This is a genomic window from Novosphingobium sp. GW821-FHT09E05 (assembly GCF_059416165.1).
Window position 1 is genome coordinate 997304 of the sequence record NZ_JBWKOQ010000001.1, and the last position, 21414, is coordinate 1018717.

Below are 21414 nucleotides of genomic sequence, written 5' to 3' on the forward strand. Positions count from 1 at the left end.
GAGAGATCGACCCGCCCCAGCGCCTGCTGATGGGCCCGGGTCCGATCAACGCCCACCCGCGCGTTCTGCGCGCGATGAGCGCCGACCTGCTCGGCCAGTTCGACCCAGAGATGACCGGGTTCATGAACCAGGTCATGGCGCTTTACCGCCCGATCTTCGGCACCCAGAACAAGTGGACCATGCTCGTCGACGGTACCGCGCGGGCGGGGATCGAGGCCGCGCTGGTCAGCCTCGTGGCGCCGGGCGACGTGGTGCTGGTGGTGAACTTCGGCCGTTTCGGCCTGCTGCTGAGCGAAATTCTCCAGCGCATCGGCGCGGTGATCGAGATGGTCGAGGCGCCCTGGGGCGAAGTCGTGCCGCTGGAAGCGATCGAGGCGGCCATCGCCCGCGTCCGGCCCAACGTCGTCGCAACCATTCATGGCGACACCTCGACGACGATGGCGCAGCCGCTCGAAGGCTTCGGCGCCTTGTGCGCGGCGGCGGGCGCGCTGTCCTATGTCGACGCGACGGCGACCATCGGCGGCATGGAAATCGCCGCCGATCGATGGGGCGTGGACGTGGTGACGGGCGGCCTGCAGAAGTGCCTTGGCGGGCCGTCGGGCTCGGCGCCCATCACCATCTCGGACAAGGCCGCCGAGCACATCGGCCGCCGCCGCCACGTCGAGCAGGGCATCCGCGTCGCGGGCACCGTCGACGGGCAGGGCCCGCGCATCGGCTCCAACTACTTCGACCTCGCCATGATCATGGACTACTGGTCCGAAAAGCGCCTTAACCACCACACCGAGGCGACCTCGATGCTCTATGCCGCGCGCGAATGCGCCCGGATCGTGCTGGGCGAGGGGCTTGACGCTCGCTACGCCCGCCACGCCGCCGCCGGCGCCGCGATGACCGCCGGCCTGCGCGCCATGGGCCTCACCGTCTTCGGCGACGACCGCTACCGCATGACCAACGTGACGGGCGTGTACATCCCCGATGGCGTTGACGGCGAGGCGGTGCGGGGCGCCATGCGCGAGCTGTTCGAGATCGAGATCGGCACGGCCTTCGGGCCCTTGCAAGGCAAGGTCTGGCGGCTGGGCGCGATGGGGTACAACGCCATGAAGCATAAGGTGCTGCTGACCCTCGCGGCGCTGGAATCGTGCTTGCGGATGCAAGGCTTCGCGTTGCCCCTGGGCGAGGCGGTGCCGGCGGCCATCGAGGCGTGGGACCGTAGGCCGTGAATATCGCCCGCAACTGCCTCCCAAACCCGTCGTCCCCGCGAAAGCGGGGACCCCGCTTGTTCGTTGAGCGCGGTGTGGAAAACAAGCGGGACGCCCGCCTTTGCGGGGGCGACGATGGTTTTGTTGCGGGCTTTTCGTGCGCATCGACTGGCCTAGCAGGGGTTTGCCCATGACCCGCGATCTCGTCGGCTACGGCCGCACGCCACCCGACCCGCGGTGGCCGAACGCCGCCCGCGTGGCGGTGCAGTTCGTCGTCAACTACGAGGAAGGCGCCGAAAACTCGGTCCTCAACGGCGACATGGGTTCCGAGGCGTTCCTGTCGGAGATGGTCGGTGCGGGGAGCCACCCCGACCGGGCGATGGCGATGGAGAGCCTCTACGAATACGGCAGCCGCGCCGGCTTCTGGCGCCTCCATCGCCTGTTTACGGCGCGCAATCTTCCCGTCACCGTGTTCGGCGTGGCCAAGGCCATGGAGATGAACCCGGAGGCGGTAGAGGCCATGCTCGCCGCCGACTGGGAGATCGCGAGCCACGGTTATCGCTGGATCGACTACCAGTACGTCGCCGAGGACGTCGAACGCGAGCACATCGAGCAGGCCATTGCCTTGCACGAAAAGCTCACCGGCGCGCGTCCGCTCGGCTGGTACCAGGGTCGCACCTCGCCCAACACCGCGCGGCTGGTGGCGGAGGAAGGAGGTTTCCTCTACGACGCCGACAGCTACGCTGACGACCTGCCCTACTGGGACACGCGCCACGGCAAGCCGCAGCTGATCGTGCCCTATACGCTCGATGTGAACGACATGAAGATCGTCGCGCTCAACGGCTTTACCGAGGGCGAGCAGTTCTTCCGCCACATGCGTGACACGTTCGACCAGCTGCGCGAGGAAGGCGGGCGCATGATGTCGATCGGCCTTCATGCCCGGATCGCCGGCAAGCCCGGCCGCGCGCGCTGGGTGGCCCGTTTCCTCGACCACGTGATGCAGAGCGGCGATGCCTGGGTGGCCCGGCGCATCGACATCGCCCGGCACTGGATGGAGGTGCACCCCTATGCAGGTTAACGACCCGGTTCTACTCGCGGAGGTCACCCACGCGTTTCACTCCTACGAGCTGGCGCTGATGGCGGACGATGTCGCGGCGATGGACACGCTGTTCCATGATGCGCCCACCACCAACCGCTACGGCGTGGGCGAAGTGCTCTACGGGATCGAGGACATCCGCGCGTTCCGCAAGGGGCGCGGCGGCTCGCCGCAGCGCAGGCTGGGGCGCGTGGCGATCACCGTCTACGGCGATGCCTTCGCCACTGCCGACGCCGAATTCTTCCGCGAAGGCTCCGACCGCCGCGGCCGTCAGACGCAATCGTGGGTGCGGTTCACCGATGGCTGGAAGGTCGTCTCCGCCCACGTCAGCCTTGAGGGGAGCACATCGTGACGGCCCTGTTCGAACACAGTCCCTGGGTCGAGGAGCGCGCCGACGCTCGCGCTTCCAGCGGAGATCGCCATGCCGACCTGATGGCGGTGATGCATGAGGCCAGCCCCGAGGAACAGCTCGCCTTGATCCGCGCGCACCCGGAACTCGCAGGGAAAGCGGCGATCGACAGGACGCTCACCGACGCCAGCGCCGCCGAACAGGCCAGCGCCGGGCTCGACCGCCTCACGCAAGGCGAGTTCGACCAGTTCCACACCCTGAACGCCGCCTACCGCGAGCGGTTCGGCTTCCCCTTCATCATCTGCGTGCGCCTGACCGACAAGGCTGGTATCCTTGCCGCCATGGAACGCCGCCTCGGCAACGAGCGCGAGGCGGAAATCGCGACGGCACTGGGGCAGATCGGCGAGATCGTGCGCCTGCGCCTCGAGGATCAGAAATGAGCGACGTGATCGGCCTTCCGGCTCTGGAGGCGCAGCTGGCCCGCGACCTCGACCTCATCGGTTTCTACCGCCCCGAATGGGTGCGCCCGCGCCGCTTCGAGGGCGAGCCGGTGCTCGACGTCGCTGTGATCGGCGGCGGGCAATGCGGGCTTTCCGCCGCCTTCGGCCTGCGCCGCGAGGGCGTGTCGAACGTCGTGGTCTTCGACGAGAACGACGCCGGCTACGAAGGCCCCTGGGAAACCTACGCGCGGATGGTCACGCTGCGCACGCCCAAGCATCTCAATCCGATCGATTTCGGCGTCCCTTCGCTCACCTACCGCGCCTGGTGGGAAGCCCAGCACGGGGCCGCAGGCTGGGAAGCGGTCGACAAGATCGCGCGCGGCGACTGGATGGAATACCTGCGCTGGTATCGGCGCGTGCTCGGCCTGCCGATGGAGAACGGCGCTAGGCTCGCCCACATAGAGCCGCTGCCCGAAGCGGGCCTCCACCGCTTGCATTTCGAGGGCCGAGCCCCGGTGCTCGCGCGCAAGGTCGTGCTGGCGACCGGCATCCAGGGCGGCGGCGAGTGGCATACGCCCGCGATGGTGCGCGACAACCTGCCCAAGTCGCTCTGGGCGCATACCAGCGAGCCGATCGACTTCGCGAAGCTTCACGGCAAGCGCATCGCGGTGCTGGGCGGCGGGGCCTCCGCCTTCGACAACGCGAACTACGCGCTCACGCAGGGCGTGGCGGCGGCGGAAGTGTTCATGCGGCGCAAGGAACTGCCGCGCATCAACCCGATCCGCTTCATGGAGCGCGTCGGCTTCACCGCCCGCTACCCCGCGCTCGACGATGCGACCAAGTACGCGGCGATGGACGCCTTCCTCGGCCACAACCAGCCGCCGACCAACGACACCTTCGAGCGCGCGGCGGCCTGGCCCGGCTTCGCCCTGCACCTGGGCGCACCCTGGCTCGACGTGGCCGAGCATGAAGGCATCGTGCGCGTCACCAGTCCGCACGGCCATCACGACTACGACTTCGTGGTGATCTCCACCGGCCTGCTGAGCGATCCCGGCCTGCGTCCCGAACTCTCGGGCGTGGCCGATCTCATCGCCCGCTGGGGCGACCGCGTGACGCCTGCCGGCAAGCGCAACGCCCTGATCGACGCGCACCCCTACCTCGGCAACGCCTTCGAATTCCTGCCCCGCGACGGCGTGGACGGCACCCCGCTGCACGGGCTGTTCGCGTTCAACTACTCGGCGCTGGTGAGCCTGGGCCTCTCCGCTTCGGCGCTGTCGGGCCTGCACAACGCCTTGCCGCGCCTCATCAAGGGCGTCGCCGACCAGCTGTTCCTCGACGACCGCGACGTGCTGGTCGAGGATTTCCTCGCCTACGACGAACCCGAATTCCTGGGGCAATGGCCCCAGCAGGAAACAGTATGAGCACTCTCTCCACTCACGTCCTGGACACGACTCACGGCAGCCCCGCCGCCGGCATTTCCATCGTACTCACCACCGAACTGGGCACCGTCCTGTTCGAGGGCGAGACCAATGCCGACGGCCGCTGCCCCGGCGTGCCCGAACTGCCCACCGGCACCTATCGCCTGACCTTCGCCGTCGCCGCCTACTTCCGCGGGCGCGGTGTGCATCTGCCCGAACCGCCGTTCCTCGACCGCGTCGCGATAGACTTCGGCATCGCCGACCCCTCGGGCCATTACCATGTGCCGCTGCTGGTCTCGCCGTTCGGCTACTCGACCTACCGGGGGAGCTGACTTGAGCGTTCGTTTCCTCCTCGACGGTGAACTGGTGGACCGGGGCGAAGTCGACCCCACCGCCACGCTGCTCGACCATCTGCGCTACACGATGCGCCGCACCGGCACCAAGGAAGGCTGCGCCGAGGGCGACTGCGGGGCCTGCACGGTGCTCGTCGGCTCGCTCGAAGGGGACGACATCGCCTGGCGCGCGGTCAATTCGTGCATCCAGTTCCTGCCGATGGTGAACGGCAAGGCACTGATGACGGTCGAGAGCCTCAAGGCCGATGACGGCGCGCTTTGCCCGTTGCAGGACGCGATGGCAGCCAACGGCAGCTCGCAGTGCGGGTTCTGCACGCCGGGCTTCGTGATGTCGCTTCACGGCCGGACCATCGGCGCTAAGGGCTGCGACTTGCCTGTGGCGGACGTGATCGCGGGCAACCTATGCCGCTGCACCGGCTACGGCCCGATCCTCGAAGCGGGCGAGAATGCCGAGCCGCACCTCCACGACGATGCCGCGCTGGTGGAGGGCCTCAAGGCACTCACCGGGGAGGCCGCCTCGGGCGAATGGCAGGGCCGCCGCTGGTTCGCGCCGCGCTCGGCCGAGGAACTCGCCGCGCTGCTGTCGGAGCATCCCGACGCGCGCCTCGTCGCGGGCGCCACCGACGTCGGCCTGTGGGTGACCAAGGGCCTGCGGACGCTCGACACCGTAATCTTCCTGGGCGACGTCGCCGACCTCGCGCGGATCGAGGAAACTGACGAAGCGCTGACCCTCGGTGCCGGCGTGCGCTATGCCGACGCCCACGCGGCGATGGCGCGCCTGCACCCCGATCTTGGCGAACTGGTGCGACGCATCGGCGGCCTTCAGGTCCGCAACGCCGGCACGGTCGGTGGCAACATCGCCAACGGCTCGCCTATCGGCGACGGCCCGCCCGCGCTCATCGCGCTCGGCGCGCAGCTGACGCTGCGCAGCGCCTCTGGCCGCCGGACGATGCCGCTGGAGGATTACTTCGTCGCCTACGGCAAGCAGGACCGCCGACCCGGCGAGTTCGTCGAGTCCGTCCGCATCCCGCGCCCCGCCGCTGATGCGGTGATCCACATCGCCAAGCTCTCGCGCCGCTTCGACAGCGACATTTCGGCCGTCTGCGGCGCCTTCGCTCTCACCGTCAGCGATGGGACCATCACTTCCGCCCGCGTTGCTTTCGGCGGCATGGCCGCCACTCCCAAGCGTGCCGAGGCCTGCGAGGCTGCGCTGACCGGCCAGTTCTTCGCCGAGGCCACTATCGCCACCGCCGCCGAAGCGCTGAAATCCGACTTCGACCCGCTCACCGACGTGCGCGGCACATCCGCCTACCGCGTCGAGACCGCCGCCAACCTCCTGCGCCGCCTCTGGCTGCGCGAGCAGGGCACCCGCGTCTCGGTGCTGGACGTGGAGGCCGCCCATGGCTGAGCGCGATCCGGCCTGGAAGGTGCTCGCCAAGCCCTCGCACCCGCACGACAGCGCCCGCCTGCACGTCAGCGGCGAGGCGCGCTATGCCGACGACATGGGCGAGCCGGCGGACATGCTCCACCTCGCGTTCGGCCAGTCCACCGAGGCGCGCGCGCGTATCCTGTCGATGGATCTTTCCGAAGTCCGCGCGTCGCCCGGCGTGGTCGCGGTTTTCACTGCCGCCGACATTCCCGGCGCCAACGACGTCGCCCCCGTCGCGGGTGACGACCAGCTCCTCGCGGACGGGCAGGTGCTGTGCCACGGACAGGCGGTGTTCCTCGTCGCCGCCACCAGCCAGCGCGCCGCACGCATCGCCGCCCGGCTCGGCAAGGTCGAGTACGAACCGCTGCCGGCCGCCATCACCATCAGCGATGCACGAGATGCGGATTCGCACATCGAGCCGGTCCAACGCATGTCGCGCGGCGATGCGCCCGGCGCTCTCGAAACCGCACCCCACCGCCTCGCCGGCAGCTTCGAGATGGGCGGGCAGGACCACTTCTATCTCGAAGGCCAGGTCGCCGTCGCCACGCCGGGGGAGGACGGGCAGGTCCATGTGCTCAGCTCCACCCAGCACCCCAGCGAAGTGCAGCACCTGATCGCGCACATGCTGCACTTGTGTTCGGCCGACGTGACGGTCGAGGTGCGGCGCATGGGCGGTGCATTCGGGGGCAAGGAGACGCAGGCCGCGCTCTTCGCCGGAGCCGCCGCGCTGGTCGCGCACAGCACCGGCCGCTCCGCCAAGTTCCGCTGCGACCGTGACGACGACATGGTCATGACCGGCAAGCGCCACGAATTCGAGGTCGGCTACGAAGTCGGCTTCGACGGCGAGGGGCATCTGCTGGCGCTGTCGCTGCACCTCGCCTCGCGCTGCGGGGCTACGGTGGATCTCTCGCCCGCGATCAACGACCGCGCGATGTTCCATGCCGACAACTGCTACTTCCTGCCCAACGTCGATGTCGTCTCCGAGCGGTTGAAGACCAACACCGTCTCGGCCACCGCCTTCCGGGGCTTCGGCGGGCCGCAGGGCATGCTGGCGATCGAGCGCGTGATCGACGATATCGCCGCGCATCTCGGCGTGGACCCGCTGGAGGTGCGGATTGCCAACCTCTACGGTCCGGGGCGCGAGACGACTCCCTACGAGATGGTCGTCGCCGACAACATCGCGCCGCAGATCATCGCGCGCCTTCGCGAGACGTCGCGCTATGACGAGCGCGCCAAGGCGGTGGAGGCGTTCAATGCCGCCAACCCGGTGCTCAAGAAGGGCATCGCGCTCACCCCTGTGAAGTTCGGCATCAGCTTCACCACCACCCACCTCAATCAGGCGGGCGCCCTGGTTCACGTCTATGCCGACGGCTCGATCCAGGTGAACCACGGCGGCACCGAGATGGGGCAGGGGCTCTACGTCAAGGTCGCGCAGGTCGTGGCGGACGTCTTCGCCGTTCCCTTGAGCGACGTGCGCATCACCGCGACGCGCACCGACAAGGTGCCCAACACCTCGGCCACGGCGGCAAGCTCGGGCGCGGACCTCAACGGCATGGCCGCCTACAATGCGGCCACCACGATCCGCGAGCGGCTGACCGAATTCCTAGCCCGCACTTACGGCTGCGGCGAGGACGGCGTCCATTTCACCCCCGGCGGCGTGCTGGTCGGGTCGGAGACGTTCACCTTCGGGCAGGTCGCGCGCAAGGCGCATCTCGGGCGCATATCGCTGTCCTCGACCGGCTACTACGCGACGCCGGGGATCGACTACGACCGGTCGGTTTTCAAGGGCCGGCCGTTCTACTACTTCGCCTATGGCGCCTCGGTCAGCGAAGTGGTGATCGATACCCTGACCGGCGAGAGCCGGGTCCTGGCGGTGGACATCCTCCACGACGTTGGCCGCTCGCTCAACCCGGTGGTCGACAAGGGCCAGATCGAGGGCGGTTTCCTGCAGGGGCAGGGCTGGCTGACGACCGAGGAACTGGTCTACGACGGCAAGGGGCGCCTGCTCACCCACTCCCCCGCGACCTACAAGATCCCCACCGCCTCCGACCGCCCCAAGCACTTCACCATAGACCTGTGGGACGGCGAGAACGTGGAGCCGACCATCAACCGCTCCAAGGCGGTGGGCGAGCCGCCGTTCATGCTGGCGAACTCGGTGTTCTCGGCGCTGAACCGCGCGGTGGCGGCGACTGTGCCGGGCAAGCGCGCGATCCCGCCGCTCGATGCGCCCGCGACGCCCGAGAAAATCCTCAAGGCCATCGCCGGGCACAGGTCCGGCTCATGAGCCAGTGGATCGGCTGGCTGCGGCGGCTCGACAAGGACACGCCGACCGCGATGGTTTCGGTGCTTGCCAGCGAGGGCTCGGCCCCACGCGGCGCCGGCACGCGGATGCTGGTGACGGCCGGGGGGCAGGAAGGCACCATCGGCGGCGGCCAGCTCGAATACCGCGCGGTCGAGCAGGCGCGCGCGATGCTGGGTCATGCGCCGGGGACGTGGCGGGTGCAGGACTATCCGCTCGGCCCGCTGCTCGGCCAGTGTTGCGGGGGGCGGGTGCGGCTGCTTGTGGAGCGTCTCGACCCGGCGGCGCTCGACTGGCTGCACGATGCCGAGCCGGGCCGGATGCTGGCGACTACCTTCGAGCTCGCCAGCGTCGCGCGGCAGGTCTTCGAGCGCGAGACCGCCACCCGCCAGTCCGCGCGCGGCGAGCGCCCCGAGGCAGGCGTCCGCATGGTCGAGCCGGTGGGCGAGCGTCCGCGTCCGGTCTACCTGTTCGGCGCCGGCCATGTCGGCCAGGCCATCGCGCGGCACATGACCGGCCTGCCGCTCCAGCTCGCCTGGTTCGACACCCGGCCCGAGCAGGGCGGGATCGACGGCGTGACCGTAGTCGCCGAGGAGGACATCGCCCATTGCGTCGAGGAAGCACCGGCCGATGCGGCGATCCTGATCCTCACGCACGATCATCCGCTGGACTATCACCTGGCGCTCGCGGCGCTGGGGCGGGCGGAGCCGGCCGCTTTCGTTGGCCTGATCGGCTCGTCGACCAAGATCGCCCGCTTCAAGTCGCGGCTGGCGGCGGACGGGATTTCGCCCGAGGCCCTCGCACGGATGACCGCGCCGATCGGCATGGCCGGCGTCACTGGCAAGGAGCCCGACGTGATCGCGATCTCGGTATGCGCGCAATTGCTGACCTTGAGGGGCAAATGAATAGGCGAGCAAAGTTCCTCCCCGGCACGGGGAGGGGGACCATGCGAAGCATGGTGGAGGGGCACGCGCCGCGTGTCCTGACCTCCCGTAAACCGAGGATGCCCCTCCGCCACCCTGCGGGTGATCCCCCTCCCCGTGCCGGGGAGGAACTGTGATCCACGCCTATCGCGCCGAACTGCTGTCCGTCGCCCACGACCCTCGCGATGCCGGGCCCGAGGCGGTGCGCCACGAACCCGATGGCCTGCTGGTCGTCGAGGACGGCGTGGTCATCGCCCGCGGCACCTACGCCGGGCTTGCGGACAGGTACCCCGATGCCGAGCACCTCCCCGGCCTCGTCGTGCCCGGGTTTATCGACGCCCACGTCCACTACCCGCAGACCGACCGCATCGCCTCCTACGGCGAACAGCTGCTGGACTGGCTCGACAAGCACATCTTCCCTGCCGAAAAGGCCTTCGTCGACAGGGCCCACGCCGACGAGGTGGCGGCCTTCTTCCTCGACGAACTGCTGAAGAACGGCACCACCAGCGCGCTGGTCTATCCCACCGTTCACGAACAGTCGGTCGATGCGCTGTTCGAGGCGGCGCTCGAACGGCGCATGCGCATCGTCTCGGGCAAAGTGCTGATGGACCTCGGGCCCGAGGGCCTGAGCGACACCGTCGCCTCCGGCCGCGCGGCAAGCGAGGCGCTGATCCGACGCTGGAGAGGATGCGGTCGCCTAGGCTATGCGGTGACGCCGCGCTTTGCGCTCGCCTCCAGCGACGCGCAGCTGGCGGACGCGGGCGCGCTGCTGGCCGAGCATCCCGAGGTGCTGATGCACACCCACCTTGCCGAAAACGTCCACGAAGTCGCCGCCGTCGCCGCGCGCTTCCCGGACGCGGCTGACTACCTTGACGCCTACGACCGCTTCGGCCTCGTCACCCCGCGTTCGGTGTTCGCGCATGGCATCCACCTGCCGGAACGCTCGTGCGCGCGGCTGCACGAAAGCGGGGCGGGGATCGCGGTCTGCCCCTCGTCGAACCTATTCCTCGGGTCAGGGCATTTCAATTTCGGGCAGGCGGACCGGCACCGCTTGCGCCTGGGCCTCGGCACCGACGTGGGGGCGGGGACTTCGTTCTCGATGCTCCGCACCGCCGGGCTCGCCTACCAGGCGGCGCTGGCGCGCGAGGACCGGCTCGACCCGTTCCGCGCGCTTTACCTCGCCACGGCGGGGAGCGCGGCACTGCTGCACATCCAGGACCGCGTCGGCGCGCTGGAAGTGGGGCAGGAGGCTGACTTCGTTGTACTGGACTGCGCCGCGACGCCCCTGCTGGCGCGGCGCACCGAAGGCGCCGACCTCGCGACGCGGCTGTTCGCGCTGCAGATCCTCGGCGACGAGCGCGCCATCGCCCGGACTTATGTCATGGGCGAATGCGCGTGGAACCGCGACGGTTGAACACCCCGTCGTCCCCGGCTCGACCGGGGACCGCTGGCAAGACTGCGCCCCCTTGCCGGCTGGGGTGTCCAGTCTCGGTGGCACACGGAGAGTTGGCCCCCTCAAGGGTTCCCAGCGGTCCCCGATAAAGTCGGGGACGACGTGTTGCGATCAACTCTGGCATCTTGCCCCATCAAGCCCGACATTGGACCCTATGACCGACCTCTCCCAGTTCATCGCGGGCCTGCCCAAGGCCGAACTCCACCTCCACATCGAGGGCAGCCTCGAGCCCGAGCTGATGTTCGCGCTGGCGCAGCGCAACGGCGTCGCCATCCCCTACGCCTCGGTTGAGGAGGTGCGCGCGGCCTACGATTTTTCGAACCTGCAGGATTTCCTCGACATCTACTACGCGGGGGCCGACGTGCTGCGTAAGCGGCAGGACTTCCACGACCTCGCCATGGCCTACTTCACGCGGGCGGCGGCGGACGGGGTGGTCCATGCCGAGATCATGTTCGATCCGCAGACCCACACGGATCGCGGCATCGCCTTCGCGGAGGTGATCGAGGGCCTGCTGTCCGCGATGCGCGAGGCGGAAACGGAACTCGGCGTGACGTCCAGCCTGATCCTCTCGTTCCTGCGCCACCTGTCGGAGGATGCCGCGTTCGCCACGCTGGAGGCCGCCGCGCCGTGGATCGACCGGATCATGGCGGTCGGCCTCGACAGTTCCGAGGTCGGCCATCCGCCCGAAAAGTTCGCCCGCGTCTTCGCCGCCGCCCGCGCGCAGGGGCTGAAGATCACCGCCCATGCCGGCGAGGAAGGCCCGCCCGCCTATGTCCACGAAGCGCTCGACCTGCTCGGCGTCGACCGCATCGATCACGGCAACCGCGCGCTGGAGGACCCGGCGCTGGTCGCGCGGCTGGCGGCCGAAGGCATGACGCTGACCGTTTGCCCGCTCTCCAACCACAAGCTCTGCGTGGTGGACGACATGGCCGACCATCCGCTCGACCGGATGCTGGCGCTGGGACTCAAAGTGACGGTGAATTCGGACGATCCGGCCTATTTCGGCGGCTACGTGGCCGACAATTACCGCGCGGTGGCCGAGGCGCGGGGGCTGTCGCGAGAGGACCTGGTAACGCTGGCGCGCAACAGCTTCACCGGGTCGTTCCTGCCGGTCGAGGCCGTGGCAAGGCATCTGGAAAAGTTGGATGCCTACGCGGCCGGTTGATGTCCCGTCGTCCCCGCGTTCGGGGGGACGACCGACAGTCAGACGTCCCTTGCGCCCAGCCAGTGCTCGGTCTCGGGGGGCACGAAGTTGACGATGCGGTCGATCATCTTCTCGGGGTCCTTCTCGACGATCAGCATCGCGCGGTGGCGGGGCTGGAGGAAGCCTTCGTCGACCACGTTGTCGATGAACTGGCGCAGGCCCGAGTAGAACCCGCCGACGTCGAGCAGGCCGACCGGCTTGGCGTGGTAGCCCAGCTGCGACCAGCACCAGGCCTCGAACATTTCCTCGAAGGTGCCGATGCCGCCGGGCAGGGTGACGAAGCCGTCGGCGAGGTTGGCCATCATCGCCTTGCGCTCGTGCATCGTCTTGACGACGTGGAGCTCGGTGATGCCCTGGTGGTCGTGCTCGCGCGCGCGCAGGGCCTCGGGGATGACGCCGATGACTTCGCCGCCCGCCGCGCAGACCGCGTCGGCGATCACGCCCATGAGGCCGACCATGCCGCCGCCGTAGACGAGGCCGATGCCCCGCTTCGCCAGCAGGGTGCCGAACTGTTCGGCGGCTTCGCGGTACACGGGGCTGTTGCCGGCGGAGGAGCCGAGATAGACGCAGATGCGCATCGGCTTATCCGAGCCGCTCGGGCACCGAACGCGCCTCTTCGACGATGGCGTCCTTGGTGCCGACCGATTCCCACGGGAACACGAACCAGCGCTTGTCCTCGTCGCGGTCGATCGCATCGACCCACAGTTCGGCCACGGCCTTGGAGCGGGTGTTGGTGATGAGCACCGCGAACTGCAAGTTCTCCGGCGCGCAGCCGTTGTCGCCCAGCAGCTTGCGGATATATTCGATGGTGCCACCGCTGTCGTTGATGTCGTCGACGAACAGCAGGCGCTTGCCCTCGGCGCTCATGCCCGCGACCTTGCCGAGCAGTTCGTCGGCGAAACCGGGGACCTTGGAGGAATGGTCGATCGACAGCATCGGCAGCTCGAGCTGGTGCGAGATGTAGACCGCCGGCACCAGTCCGCCGCGGCCGACGCCGATGATGAACTCGGGCTTCCAGTCGCCTTCGTCGATCTTGCGCGACAGCACGCGGACCTTGGCGAGGAAGTCCTCGTAGTATTCGAGGTAGTAGAGTTCGGGTTCGGCGCTGTGGCTCATCTCTCGCGAATCCTGTGCGGGCGATGTGGGGAAGGTCCTGCGGATATATTCTGCGGGAGATAAGGGCAATCGCCGCGCGCGCTCATTCCCCGGTTTGCGTGCGCAGGCCCATCGAATCGGGGTAGCTGAGCTGCGCGAAACCGATCTCGATCTCCGAAAGCACGATGCCCGCGGCGTAGGAGGGGGTGCGCGCGGCATTGGTGCACAGCGCGAGGGTCATCGGTCGCAGCAGCGCGTCGGAGATGCGGGTGAAGGTCAGCAGCCCGGCCTGGACCTCGGCGATCACGTCGAGCGAGGAGAGGATGCCGATGCCGACGCCCTCCTGCACCAGCGAGGTGATCATCTGGATGTTGTCCGAAGTCGCCTTGCGGTCCACCTCCATGCCGGTCGCGCCCATCAGGACGGCGATCTGCTGGCCGACGGCGAGCGGTTCGGCGGGCACGATCAGCGGGGTGCCCGCACAGGCGGAGAAGCGGGCCTCCTGCTTCTTGCCCAGCGGATGGCCGGCCGGGGCGACGAAGCCGAGCACGACTTCGACAAAGGCGCGCACCGTCAGGTCGCGGTAGGTCTGCGGCTCGAACAGGATGCCGAAGTCGACCTCGCCGGAGGTCACCGCCTTGCGTACTTCGTCGTTGCCGAGCACGCGCACGCCCACGGTGATGCCGGGATAGCGCTCCTGGATCGTGCGGATGGCGGCGGGAATATGGCCCTTGGCCAGTGCATCGATGATCGCCATCTCGACATGGCCGCGCTTGAGGCCGCGCAGGTCCTCGATCTGGGCGCGGATGTCGACCATGCTTTTCTGCCAGCGGCTGCCGGCGCCCATCATGAGCTCGCCCGCCGCCGTCAGCCTGAGGCCGGTGGGCAGGCGCTCGAACAGCGGCGTGCCGATGTCCGCCTCGACGTTGAGGATCTGGCGCGCGATCGCCGAGGCCGAGACGTTGAGCTCGTCCGCCGCCTTGCGGATCGAGCCGTGGCGACCGACCGCCATGAAGTACCTGAGGAAGCGGGAGAAGGCGGGCATGGTGGGTTTTCGGGACCTGCTCTAATTTTTGCAACACTGTGTGGGATTCATTGCGTTTGCTCGGTGGGAGTCAAGTACCTTACCACCGGCGCAATACCGAAAGGTGCGATCCGAACGGCCCGCGATGCTTCGACCCTCTCCGAAGAACCGCGTCGCCGCAGGACCCGCACTTTCGGACGGGGGCGCATTTTCCAACGGGTTTCCACCGGCCCGTCGGTTGGGCGCCCCCGATTAGGGGTTCGGGGTACACATGACTGCTGTTCGATCCTGTCGCCCCCAGTGGGCCGGTCTGCGTGCGCTCGCCTGCGCGGTTGCGGCAGGTGTGCTGCTGCCCGCCGCGACGGCGCAGGCCGATGCCGTGAGCGAGACGGCAACGGCAGCGCTGGTCGACAAGCTTGCCGGCAATGCCGCGCAGCTGCGCGTGGTGTTTCAGGCGATGCCCAAGGGCGGGGACCTGCACAACCATCTGGGCGGCTCGGTCTATGCCGAGGATTTCCTGAAGGTCGCCGCCGCCAGGGGGCTGTGCGCGGACGAGGCAATCTCGCGCATCGTACCGGGGCCGTGCCCGGCCGAACGCAAGATCGCGGCAATGGCGGTCGCCGATCCGTTCACGTACGCCAGGCTGATCGACGCGATCTCCACGCGCGGGTTCCAGAAGGGCATCGGGCCGGACCTCGTCTCGGGGCACAGCCAGTTCTTCTCCAGTTTCGGCAAGTTCAGTCCTGCATTTCCGGGCGAAACGCCGCGCTGGCTGGCCGACGCCTATGCCAGCGCCGGGCGCAACAACCTCGTCTACCTCGAACTGATGTACAATCCCGACCGGCTGTCGAAGTACATGGCCGATGCCGCCGACGAGCCGCTCGACGCCTCTATGCTCGCCGCGTCGTACAAGCGCGAAATCGGCGCAGTCGAGGCGCTGCTGGGCGACACCATGGCGGACGTTACTCGCAACGACGCGGAGGCCCGCAAGCGCCTAGGCTGCGGTGCGAAAGCGGCGCGGACCGGATGCGAGGTCGCGGTGCGTTACCTCTATTCCGGCATGCGCGGCGTGGCGCCGGCGATGGCCTGGCGCTCGCTGCTCGCGGGCTTCGCGCTGGTGCACAGGGACCCGCGCTTCGTGGGCGTCAACATCGTCATGCCCGAGGACGACCCGGTCGCGCTGCGCGACTACGACCTGCACATGGCGATGTTCCGCTTCCTCGAGGCGAAGTATCCCGACGTGAAGGTGACGATGCACGCCGGTGAACTGGCGCTGGGCCTCGTGCCTCCGCTAGACCTCGAAGACCACATCGCCAAGGCCGTCGATGCCGGCGCCAGGCGGATCGGGCACGGCGTCGACATCGCCTACGAACAGGCCGCCCCGGAAACGCTGGCGCGCATGGCGCGCGAGGGCATCGCGGTCGAGATCAACCTCACCAGCAACGCGGTCATCCTCGGCGTCGAGGGCGGCGAGCATCCGCTGCACCTCTACCGCGCGATGGGCGTGCCGGTCATGCTTTCGACCGACGACGAGGGCGTGCTGCGCTCGGACATGAGCAACGAATACGTGCGCGCCGTCACCCAGCAGGGCCTGCGCTATCCCGACCTCAAGGAACTCACACGCGCCAGCTTGGAATATGCCTTCGTGCCCGGCGCAAGCCTATGGCGCAGCCATCGCTTCGATCATCCGGTCGAGCCCTGCGCGGCCTCGCTGACGGGCGCGAAGTGCGGCGCGTTCCTCGCGGCCAACGAAAAGGCGCGGCTCCAGGCCCGCCTCGAAACCAATCTCGACGCCTTCGAGCAGGGGCTCGGCAGGTTCGGAACAAAACAGGGGTCAAAGGGAGAATAGGTTTCAATACGACTTCGCGGACGCTTAAATCAGTGCAATGATGCGCCGCAGCATATAATGGATCGTGGGGAGAGGAGGGACATAAAAACCAGCTCACGGCGGGCGGGCGAACTTGCCTGGTCCGACCGTATTCAGGGGGCATAACATGATGGATATGATCAGATTCAATACGCGCAAGTTCAGTCGGCCCGCTCTCGCGGCCGCGAGCGCGCTTCTTTGCTGCACTGCGATGACGCCCGCTTATGCACAGGCCGCCGCCGACCAGCCGACCGACGCCGATGGTAACGAGATCGTCGTCACCGGCTCGCTCGGCGCCCTGCCGATCGAAGGGGTGGGCTCGGTGTTCGGCTTCGACAAGACCGTGACGGAGACGCCGCGTTCGGTGTCCACGATCAGCTCGGAGCAGATGGAACGCTTCGGTATCACCGACATCTACGACCTCGTCGCGCAGTCGCCCGGTACGTTCACCAACTCGTTCTTCGGCGTCGGCGGCGCCCTCGACATTCGCGGCACGCCCGGCGAAGTCTACTTCCGCGGCGTCCGCCGTCTCGACAACCCCGGCAACTACCCGACCCCGATCGCCGCGGCCGAGCGCATCGACATCGTGCGCGGCCCGGCCTCGCCGATCTACGGCCCTTCGAAGACCGGCGGCTACATGAATTTCGTGCCGAAATCGGCGCGCGTCCAGAACGGCTCCTACCTCGCGGCCCCCGAAGGCAAGATCAGCTTCACCGGCGGCAGCTGGGAGAAGGCGGACATCGCGGCGGAAGTGCGCGGTCCCGGCAAGCTGGGCACCCAGGAATTCGGCTACAGCCTCTACGCCGAGGTCGAGAATTCGGGCAGCTACTACGAGAACATGTCGACCAAGCAGACCATTCTGCAGGGCTCGTTCGACACCGACATCACGCCTAATCTGCGGCTTGAATTCGGCGGCATGTACCAGAACTACAAGGGCCAGCAGAACGGCGGCTGGAACCGCCTGACGCAGGACCTTGTCGACAACGGCACTTACATCACCGGCGCGGCGCAGTCGCTCGACAGCAATGGCGACGGCCAGATGTCGGTCGAGGAAATCAATGCGGCGGTACCGGGCGGCCTGTCGATCTTCGGCGGCTTCGCCTGCGGCGGCAGCCCGTTCGCGGCTTCCGTCACCGACGCCTGCTTCACCAGCTCGCCGAACAACAAGCTCAACCTTACCAATGTCGGCACCGCCAAGCTGAGCCGGAAGAAGACCCTGACCGGCAAGGACGACCGCCTCGACAACAAGGCGACCACTCTCTACGCCGACCTGATCTGGACGGGTCCGGGCGACATCGAAATCAAGAACCAGATGTTCTACGACAGCTACGAGAACATCAACGAGAATGCCTATGGCTTCTCGCAGTTCCATGACTCGTACGTGTTCGAAGACAAGATCGTCATCTCGAAGACGTTCGAGAACGATGCCGGCAAGTTCGCCGTCCAGATCTCTCCCTCGGTCCGCTACACCAACTTCAAGCACGCGGAAGACTTTAACTACGAATACTTCCACCGCGTCGACCTGACCGTCGGCTACACGCCCGCCAGCGACCGCCTGCTGTCGACCGAGTGCAACTGCAACTACGACACCTACGTCAAGGGTCACTATACCGACCTCGGCTTCGCCGGCCTCGTCGACCTTGACTTCAAGTTCGGCCTCGATGTGACGCTCGGTGCGCGTTACGACACCATCAAGGGCGTTTCCAACTTCCAGGAAGCCTTCATGGAAGCGCCCAAGGACATCGACGGCGCGAAGGACACCGATGGTGCCTGGTCGTGGTCGGCCAGCGCCAACTACAAGCTGCCCTTCGGCCTGATCCCCTACGTCACCGCCGCACGCCAGTCGGTGGTGATCGCCGGGCAGGGCGCCGAAATCGACCCGTTCAACCTCGCGGGCGGGACCTGGATCACCGCATCCAAGCTCTACGAAGCGGGTATCAAGGGTAGCTGGCTCGACGACCACCTCTATGCGGCGGTCTCGGTCTACAAGCAGAAGCGCACCGACTACAGCTCGCAGTCGATGACCGTGAACCAGGCGGTCGAGACCAAGGGCCTCGAAGCCGAGTTCCGCTGGGCGGTGGACGACCACCTCCTGCTGACCGGCGGCTATACCCGCACCAAGGTGTGGAACCTCACCGCGATCGAAGCCGGCTCGACCTTCAGCTTCTTCGGCATTGAGGATCTCGTCAACGTCACCAACCCGGCGCTCTACCTCGGCGGCCAGCCGATCGGCCTGATCCCGATCGCCGACAAGGGCGATGCCCGCCGCGCCGGTATCCCGACCAACCTCTACTCGCTGACCGCGACTTACGCCTTCGACAACGGGCTTGCCTTCGCGGGCAGCATGGTGTCGGTGGACTCGGTCTATTCGGGTGCGTCGCAAGTCGTGAAGCTGCCGTCCTACACCAAGTTCGACGCTTCGATCTCCTATGAGACCGGGCCTTGGGTGCTTCGCGGGGTGGTCAAGAACGTCACCGACAAGAAGTACTTCCGTGCGAACTTCACCGAACTGTTCGGTTCCACGATCGTGCTTCCGGAGCTGCCGCGCAGCTTCCAGGCCACCATCGCGTACAAGTTCTGAGCTGAATGAAGGGAGCGCCGGCTCGTCTGGCGCTCCCGACCTTCCGCTGCGACGGCGGCGGCGGGACAGGTTTTGAAAGGTTTCCCATGCGCTTCCAGACGCTCGCCACCCTTCTCGCGGGCGCCATGCTGTCCATCGCCGCGCCGGCGTTCGCGGCGGATGCCCCGGCCGCTCCCTCCATCGCCGACTGCGAGCCCGGCGGCCCCTGCGCCGCCCCGCTGCCGGTCAAGGTGGTGATCGTCTCACTGTTCGAGATCGGCAAGGACGAGGGCGATGTAGCCGGCGAGTTCCAGCTCTGGAAGGCGCGCCGCGGCTTGACCCAGCGCATTGCCTTCCCGCAGGGCTTCCACGACCTCTACTACAACCCCGAGACGCAGGTCCTGGGCGTGGTGACCGGCGTCGGCACCGCCCGCTCGACCGCGGCGACCATGGCGCTCGGCCTCGACCAGCGCTTTGACCTTTCGCAGTCGTACTGGCTGGTCGCGGGCATTGCCGGCATCGACCCCGAGGATGCTTCCATCGGCTCGGTCGCCTGGGCGCGCTGGACCATCGACGGCGACCTCGCCCACGAGATCGACGCGCGCGAGATCCCGGCCGACTGGAAGACCGGCTATTTCCCTCGCGGCACCAAGGGGCCGAACGACACCGTCACCAAGCCCGACGCTTCCGCTGGCGAGATATTCGCGATCAATCCGACCCTGGAAAAGTGGGCCTTCAACCTCACCAAGGATATCGAACTGCCCGACAGCCCGGCCATCGCCGCCGAGCGCGCCAAGTTCACCGACTATCCCCACGCGCAGGAGCCGCCCTTCGTGCTGGAAGGCGACACGCTTTCGGCGATGACCTTCTGGCACGGCGAGAAGATGAGTGACTGGGCCAACGACTGGACCCGCTACTGGACCGGAGGCAAGGGCGAGTTCGTCACCTCCGCGATGGAGGATACCGGCGTGATGCAGGCGATGACCTATCTCGACACTGCCGGCCGCGCCGACCGCGACCGCGTGCTGGTGCTGCGCGCCGGCTCCAACTTCACCATGCCCCCGCCGGGCGTCGATGCCGCGACCTACCTCCTGCGCGAAAACGAAGGCTATGCGGGCCTCGAGGCGGCGGTGGAGAACCTCTACACGGTGGGCTCCAAAGTGGTCGACGAACTGCTCGGCAACTGGGACCGCTACAAGGACGCGACGCGCTGATGGGGCTTGGGCGTCCCTTCCGCTTCTTTTCTCCCCATTTTCGTCATTGCGAGGGGCGAAGCCTCGCGGCAACCCAGAGCCGCGCAAACCGCCCTGGGTTGCCTCGCTGCGCCCGCAAAGACGAGGTAAGTTCAGCGTGAAGCTACTCCGTCACGCCGACGTCCTCGTCTGCATGGACGACGCGCGCCGGGAGATCGCCGACGGGGCGATCGCCTGGCAGGACGGCGTCATCGTCGCGGTGGGGACGAGCGCCGAACTCGCCCCGCTGGCCGAGGACGCCAACGAGGTGATTGACGCGCGCAGCTGCGTCGTCACCCCGGGCCTCGTCAACACGCATCACCACCTTTACCAGACGCTGACCCGTGCGCTGCCCGGCGCGATCAACGTCTCGCTTTTCGGCTGGCTCAAGCGGCTCTACCCGATCTGGGCGCGCTACACGCCCGAGGACGTGTTCGCGGCGGCGCAGCTGGGCCTCGCCGAACTGGCGCTGTCGGGCTGCACGATGAGCAGCGACCACCACTACCTCTATCCGCCCGGCGTGACGCTCGACGATTCGATCCACGCCGCGAAGGAAGTGGGCCTGCGCTTCCACGCGACGCGCGGTTCGATGAGCGTGGGCGAGAGCAAGGGCGGCCTGCCCCCCGACAGCGTGGTCGAGGAGGAAGCGGCCATCCTCGCCGACACCATCCGCGTGATCGACCGCTTCCATGACCCGCGCGAGGGCGCGATGCTGCGCGTCGCGGTGGCGCCGTGCTCGCCGTTTTCGGTCAGCACCGACCTCATGCGCGATGCCGCGCTGCTGGCGCGCGACAAGGGCGTGATGCTCCACACCCACCTCGCCGAGGACGCCGACGACGTCGCCTTCTCGCTCGAACGCTTCGGCTGCCGCCCCGGCCAGTACGCGGAAGGTCTGGGCTGGACCGGGCCGGAAGTGTGGCACGCCCACTGCGTCCAGCTCGACGCGGCCGAGATCGACCTTTTCACCCGTACGAAGACGGGCGTGGCGCATTGCCCCTGCTCGAACTGCCGGCTGGGTTCAGGGATCGCGCCCTTGCGCGCCATGCTCGACGCCGGGGTGCCGGTGGGCCTCGGCGTCGACGGTTCGGCCTCCAACGATTCCGGGCACCTGCTCGCCGAGGCGCGGCAGGCGATGCTCCTCCAGCGCGTGACGCAGGGCGCCGACCGCTTCGACCCGCGCGAGGCGCTGCACCTCGCCACGCGGGGCGGCGCGCAGGTGCTCGGCCGCAGCGACGTGGGATCGCTGGAGGTGGGCAAGCGCGCCGACCTGGTCATCTGGGACATGGCGGACGTCTCCTCCACCGGCGCCTGGGACAAGGTCGCCGGCCTCGTGCTCGCCCCGCCGACACAGGCGCGCGACGTCTTCGTCGAGGGCCGCGCGGTCGTCCGCGATGGCGACCTCGTGCAGGTCCGCCGCGCCGACGTGCTGCGCGCCGCCAATCGTTCGCTCGACCGCCTCAAGACTTTTGCCTGACA

At 67.9% G+C, this 21414-nt stretch carries 18 protein-coding genes; 15 read left to right on the forward strand and 3 right to left on the reverse strand.

Annotation, left to right across the window (positions count from 1 at the left end; translation table 11 throughout):
• The first annotated feature begins 29 nt into the window (after nt 1-29).
• The 11 genes from AC07M9_RS04595 (at nt 30) to AC07M9_RS04645 (ending at nt 12121) form a co-directional block, all read left to right on the forward strand.
• A complete protein-coding gene (locus AC07M9_RS04595) occupies nt 30-1217 on the forward strand; it encodes a pyridoxal-phosphate-dependent aminotransferase family protein (protein ID WP_494883887.1) in 1188 nt (395 codons plus the stop codon).
• A 169-nt stretch (nt 1218-1386) separates the two neighbouring features.
• Nucleotides 1387-2274 (forward strand): allantoinase PuuE, encoded by an 888-nt coding sequence (gene puuE / locus AC07M9_RS04600; protein ID WP_494881690.1) that lies wholly within the window; start codon nt 1387-1389, stop codon nt 2272-2274.
• Nucleotides 2264-2644, forward strand: coding sequence for an oxalurate catabolism protein HpxZ (gene hpxZ, locus AC07M9_RS04605; protein ID WP_494881692.1), 381 nt, complete (start codon nt 2264-2266; stop codon nt 2642-2644). Before puuE ends, hpxZ begins: the two co-directional genes overlap by 11 nt.
• Entirely contained in the window at nt 2641-3081 is a 441-nt protein-coding gene (gene uraD / locus AC07M9_RS04610) for a 2-oxo-4-hydroxy-4-carboxy-5-ureidoimidazoline decarboxylase (RefSeq protein ID WP_494881694.1), read from the forward strand. Before hpxZ ends, uraD begins: the two co-directional genes overlap by 4 nt.
• Complete coding sequence (locus AC07M9_RS04615) at nt 3078-4502, forward strand: NAD(P)-binding domain-containing protein (RefSeq protein WP_494881696.1); 1425 nt, start codon at nt 3078-3080, stop codon at nt 4500-4502. Before uraD ends, AC07M9_RS04615 begins: the two co-directional genes overlap by 4 nt.
• The gene (gene uraH / locus AC07M9_RS04620) at nt 4499-4831 is read left to right on the forward strand and encodes a hydroxyisourate hydrolase (RefSeq protein WP_494881698.1); all 333 of its coding nucleotides are present in this window, start codon (nt 4499-4501) and stop codon (nt 4829-4831) included. The genes AC07M9_RS04615 and uraH overlap by 4 nt, the downstream gene beginning before the upstream one ends.
• A 1-nt stretch (nt 4832) precedes the next feature.
• Entirely contained in the window at nt 4833-6260 is a 1428-nt protein-coding gene (xdhA, locus tag AC07M9_RS04625) for a xanthine dehydrogenase small subunit (protein WP_494881700.1), read from the forward strand.
• Nucleotides 6253-8565 (forward strand): xanthine dehydrogenase molybdopterin binding subunit, encoded by a 2313-nt coding sequence (gene xdhB / locus AC07M9_RS04630; RefSeq protein ID WP_494881702.1) that lies wholly within the window; start codon nt 6253-6255, stop codon nt 8563-8565. Before xdhA ends, xdhB begins: the two co-directional genes overlap by 8 nt.
• Nucleotides 8562-9485 carry a xanthine dehydrogenase accessory protein XdhC gene (gene xdhC, locus AC07M9_RS04635; protein ID WP_494881704.1) on the forward strand — a complete coding sequence of 308 codons (924 nt, stop codon included), beginning with the start codon at nt 8562-8564 and terminating at the stop codon, nt 9483-9485. The genes xdhB and xdhC overlap by 4 nt, the downstream gene beginning before the upstream one ends.
• 151 nt (nt 9486-9636) lie before the next feature.
• Nucleotides 9637-10917 (forward strand): guanine deaminase, encoded by a 1281-nt coding sequence (guaD, locus tag AC07M9_RS04640; protein ID WP_494881706.1) that lies wholly within the window; start codon nt 9637-9639, stop codon nt 10915-10917.
• Nucleotides 10918-11110: 193 nt separating this feature from the next.
• Nucleotides 11111-12121, forward strand: coding sequence for an adenosine deaminase (locus AC07M9_RS04645; RefSeq protein ID WP_494881708.1), 1011 nt, complete (start codon nt 11111-11113; stop codon nt 12119-12121).
• Between the two features lie 38 nt (nt 12122-12159).
• Here AC07M9_RS04645 and AC07M9_RS04650 read toward each other — a convergent pair whose 3' ends face one another.
• From AC07M9_RS04650 to AC07M9_RS04660, 3 genes are all read right to left on the reverse strand, one after another.
• Nucleotides 12160-12738 carry an LOG family protein gene (locus tag AC07M9_RS04650; protein WP_494881709.1) on the reverse strand — a complete coding sequence of 193 codons (579 nt, stop codon included), beginning with the start codon at nt 12736-12738 and terminating at the stop codon, nt 12160-12162.
• Between the two features lie 4 nt (nt 12739-12742).
• Nucleotides 12743-13276 carry a phosphoribosyltransferase gene (locus AC07M9_RS04655; protein ID WP_494881711.1) on the reverse strand — a complete coding sequence of 178 codons (534 nt, stop codon included), beginning with the start codon at nt 13274-13276 and terminating at the stop codon, nt 12743-12745.
• An 82-nt stretch (nt 13277-13358) separates the two neighbouring features.
• Nucleotides 13359-14300: a LysR family transcriptional regulator gene (locus AC07M9_RS04660; protein WP_494881713.1), complete on the reverse strand. Its 942-nt coding sequence runs from the start codon at nt 14298-14300 to the stop codon at nt 13359-13361.
• Between the two features lie 250 nt (nt 14301-14550).
• Here AC07M9_RS04660 and AC07M9_RS04665 point away from each other — a divergent pair, with 250 nt between their 5' ends.
• The 4 genes from AC07M9_RS04665 (at nt 14551) to AC07M9_RS04680 (ending at nt 21412) form a co-directional block, all read left to right on the forward strand.
• Entirely contained in the window at nt 14551-16128 is a 1578-nt protein-coding gene (locus tag AC07M9_RS04665) for an adenosine deaminase family protein (RefSeq protein WP_494881715.1), read from the forward strand.
• 148 nt (nt 16129-16276) lie between these two features.
• A complete protein-coding gene (locus AC07M9_RS04670) occupies nt 16277-18727 on the forward strand; it encodes a TonB-dependent siderophore receptor (protein WP_494881717.1) in 2451 nt (816 codons plus the stop codon).
• A gap of 86 nt (nt 18728-18813) precedes the next feature.
• Nucleotides 18814-19920 carry a purine nucleoside permease gene (locus tag AC07M9_RS04675; RefSeq protein WP_494881719.1) on the forward strand — a complete coding sequence of 369 codons (1107 nt, stop codon included), beginning with the start codon at nt 18814-18816 and terminating at the stop codon, nt 19918-19920.
• Between the two features lie 136 nt (nt 19921-20056).
• On the forward strand, nt 20057-21412 hold the full coding sequence (locus tag AC07M9_RS04680) for an 8-oxoguanine deaminase (protein WP_494881721.1): 1356 nt from the start codon (nt 20057-20059) through the stop codon (nt 21410-21412).
• The last annotated feature ends 2 nt before the right edge of the window (nt 21413-21414 follow it).

Excerpts from the sequence above, each read along its gene's own strand:
- AC07M9_RS04650 (WP_494881709.1), bottom strand. The coding sequence starts at position 12,738 with ATGCGCATCTGCGTCTATCTCGGCTCCTCCGCCGGCAACAGCCCCGTG.
- AC07M9_RS04595 (WP_494883887.1), top strand. The coding sequence starts at position 30 with ATGGGCCCGGGTCCGATCAACGCCCACCCGCGCGTTCTGCGCGCGATG.
- AC07M9_RS04660 (WP_494881713.1), bottom strand. The coding sequence starts at position 14,300 with ATGCCCGCCTTCTCCCGCTTCCTCAGGTACTTCATGGCGGTCGGTCGC.
- AC07M9_RS04675 (WP_494881719.1), top strand. The coding sequence starts at position 18,814 with ATGCGCTTCCAGACGCTCGCCACCCTTCTCGCGGGCGCCATGCTGTCC.
- hpxZ (WP_494881692.1), top strand. The coding sequence starts at position 2,264 with ATGCAGGTTAACGACCCGGTTCTACTCGCGGAGGTCACCCACGCGTTT.
- AC07M9_RS04615 (WP_494881696.1), top strand. The coding sequence starts at position 3,078 with ATGAGCGACGTGATCGGCCTTCCGGCTCTGGAGGCGCAGCTGGCCCGC.
- AC07M9_RS04670 (WP_494881717.1), top strand. The coding sequence starts at position 16,277 with ATGGATATGATCAGATTCAATACGCGCAAGTTCAGTCGGCCCGCTCTC.
- uraH (WP_494881698.1), top strand. The coding sequence starts at position 4,499 with ATGAGCACTCTCTCCACTCACGTCCTGGACACGACTCACGGCAGCCCC.
- AC07M9_RS04665 (WP_494881715.1), top strand. The coding sequence starts at position 14,551 with ATGACTGCTGTTCGATCCTGTCGCCCCCAGTGGGCCGGTCTGCGTGCG.
- AC07M9_RS04645 (WP_494881708.1), top strand. The coding sequence starts at position 11,111 with ATGACCGACCTCTCCCAGTTCATCGCGGGCCTGCCCAAGGCCGAACTC.
- puuE (WP_494881690.1), top strand. The coding sequence starts at position 1,387 with ATGACCCGCGATCTCGTCGGCTACGGCCGCACGCCACCCGACCCGCGG.
- AC07M9_RS04655 (WP_494881711.1), bottom strand. The coding sequence starts at position 13,276 with ATGAGCCACAGCGCCGAACCCGAACTCTACTACCTCGAATACTACGAG.
- xdhC (WP_494881704.1), top strand. The coding sequence starts at position 8,562 with ATGAGCCAGTGGATCGGCTGGCTGCGGCGGCTCGACAAGGACACGCCG.
- xdhB (WP_494881702.1), top strand. The coding sequence starts at position 6,253 with ATGGCTGAGCGCGATCCGGCCTGGAAGGTGCTCGCCAAGCCCTCGCAC.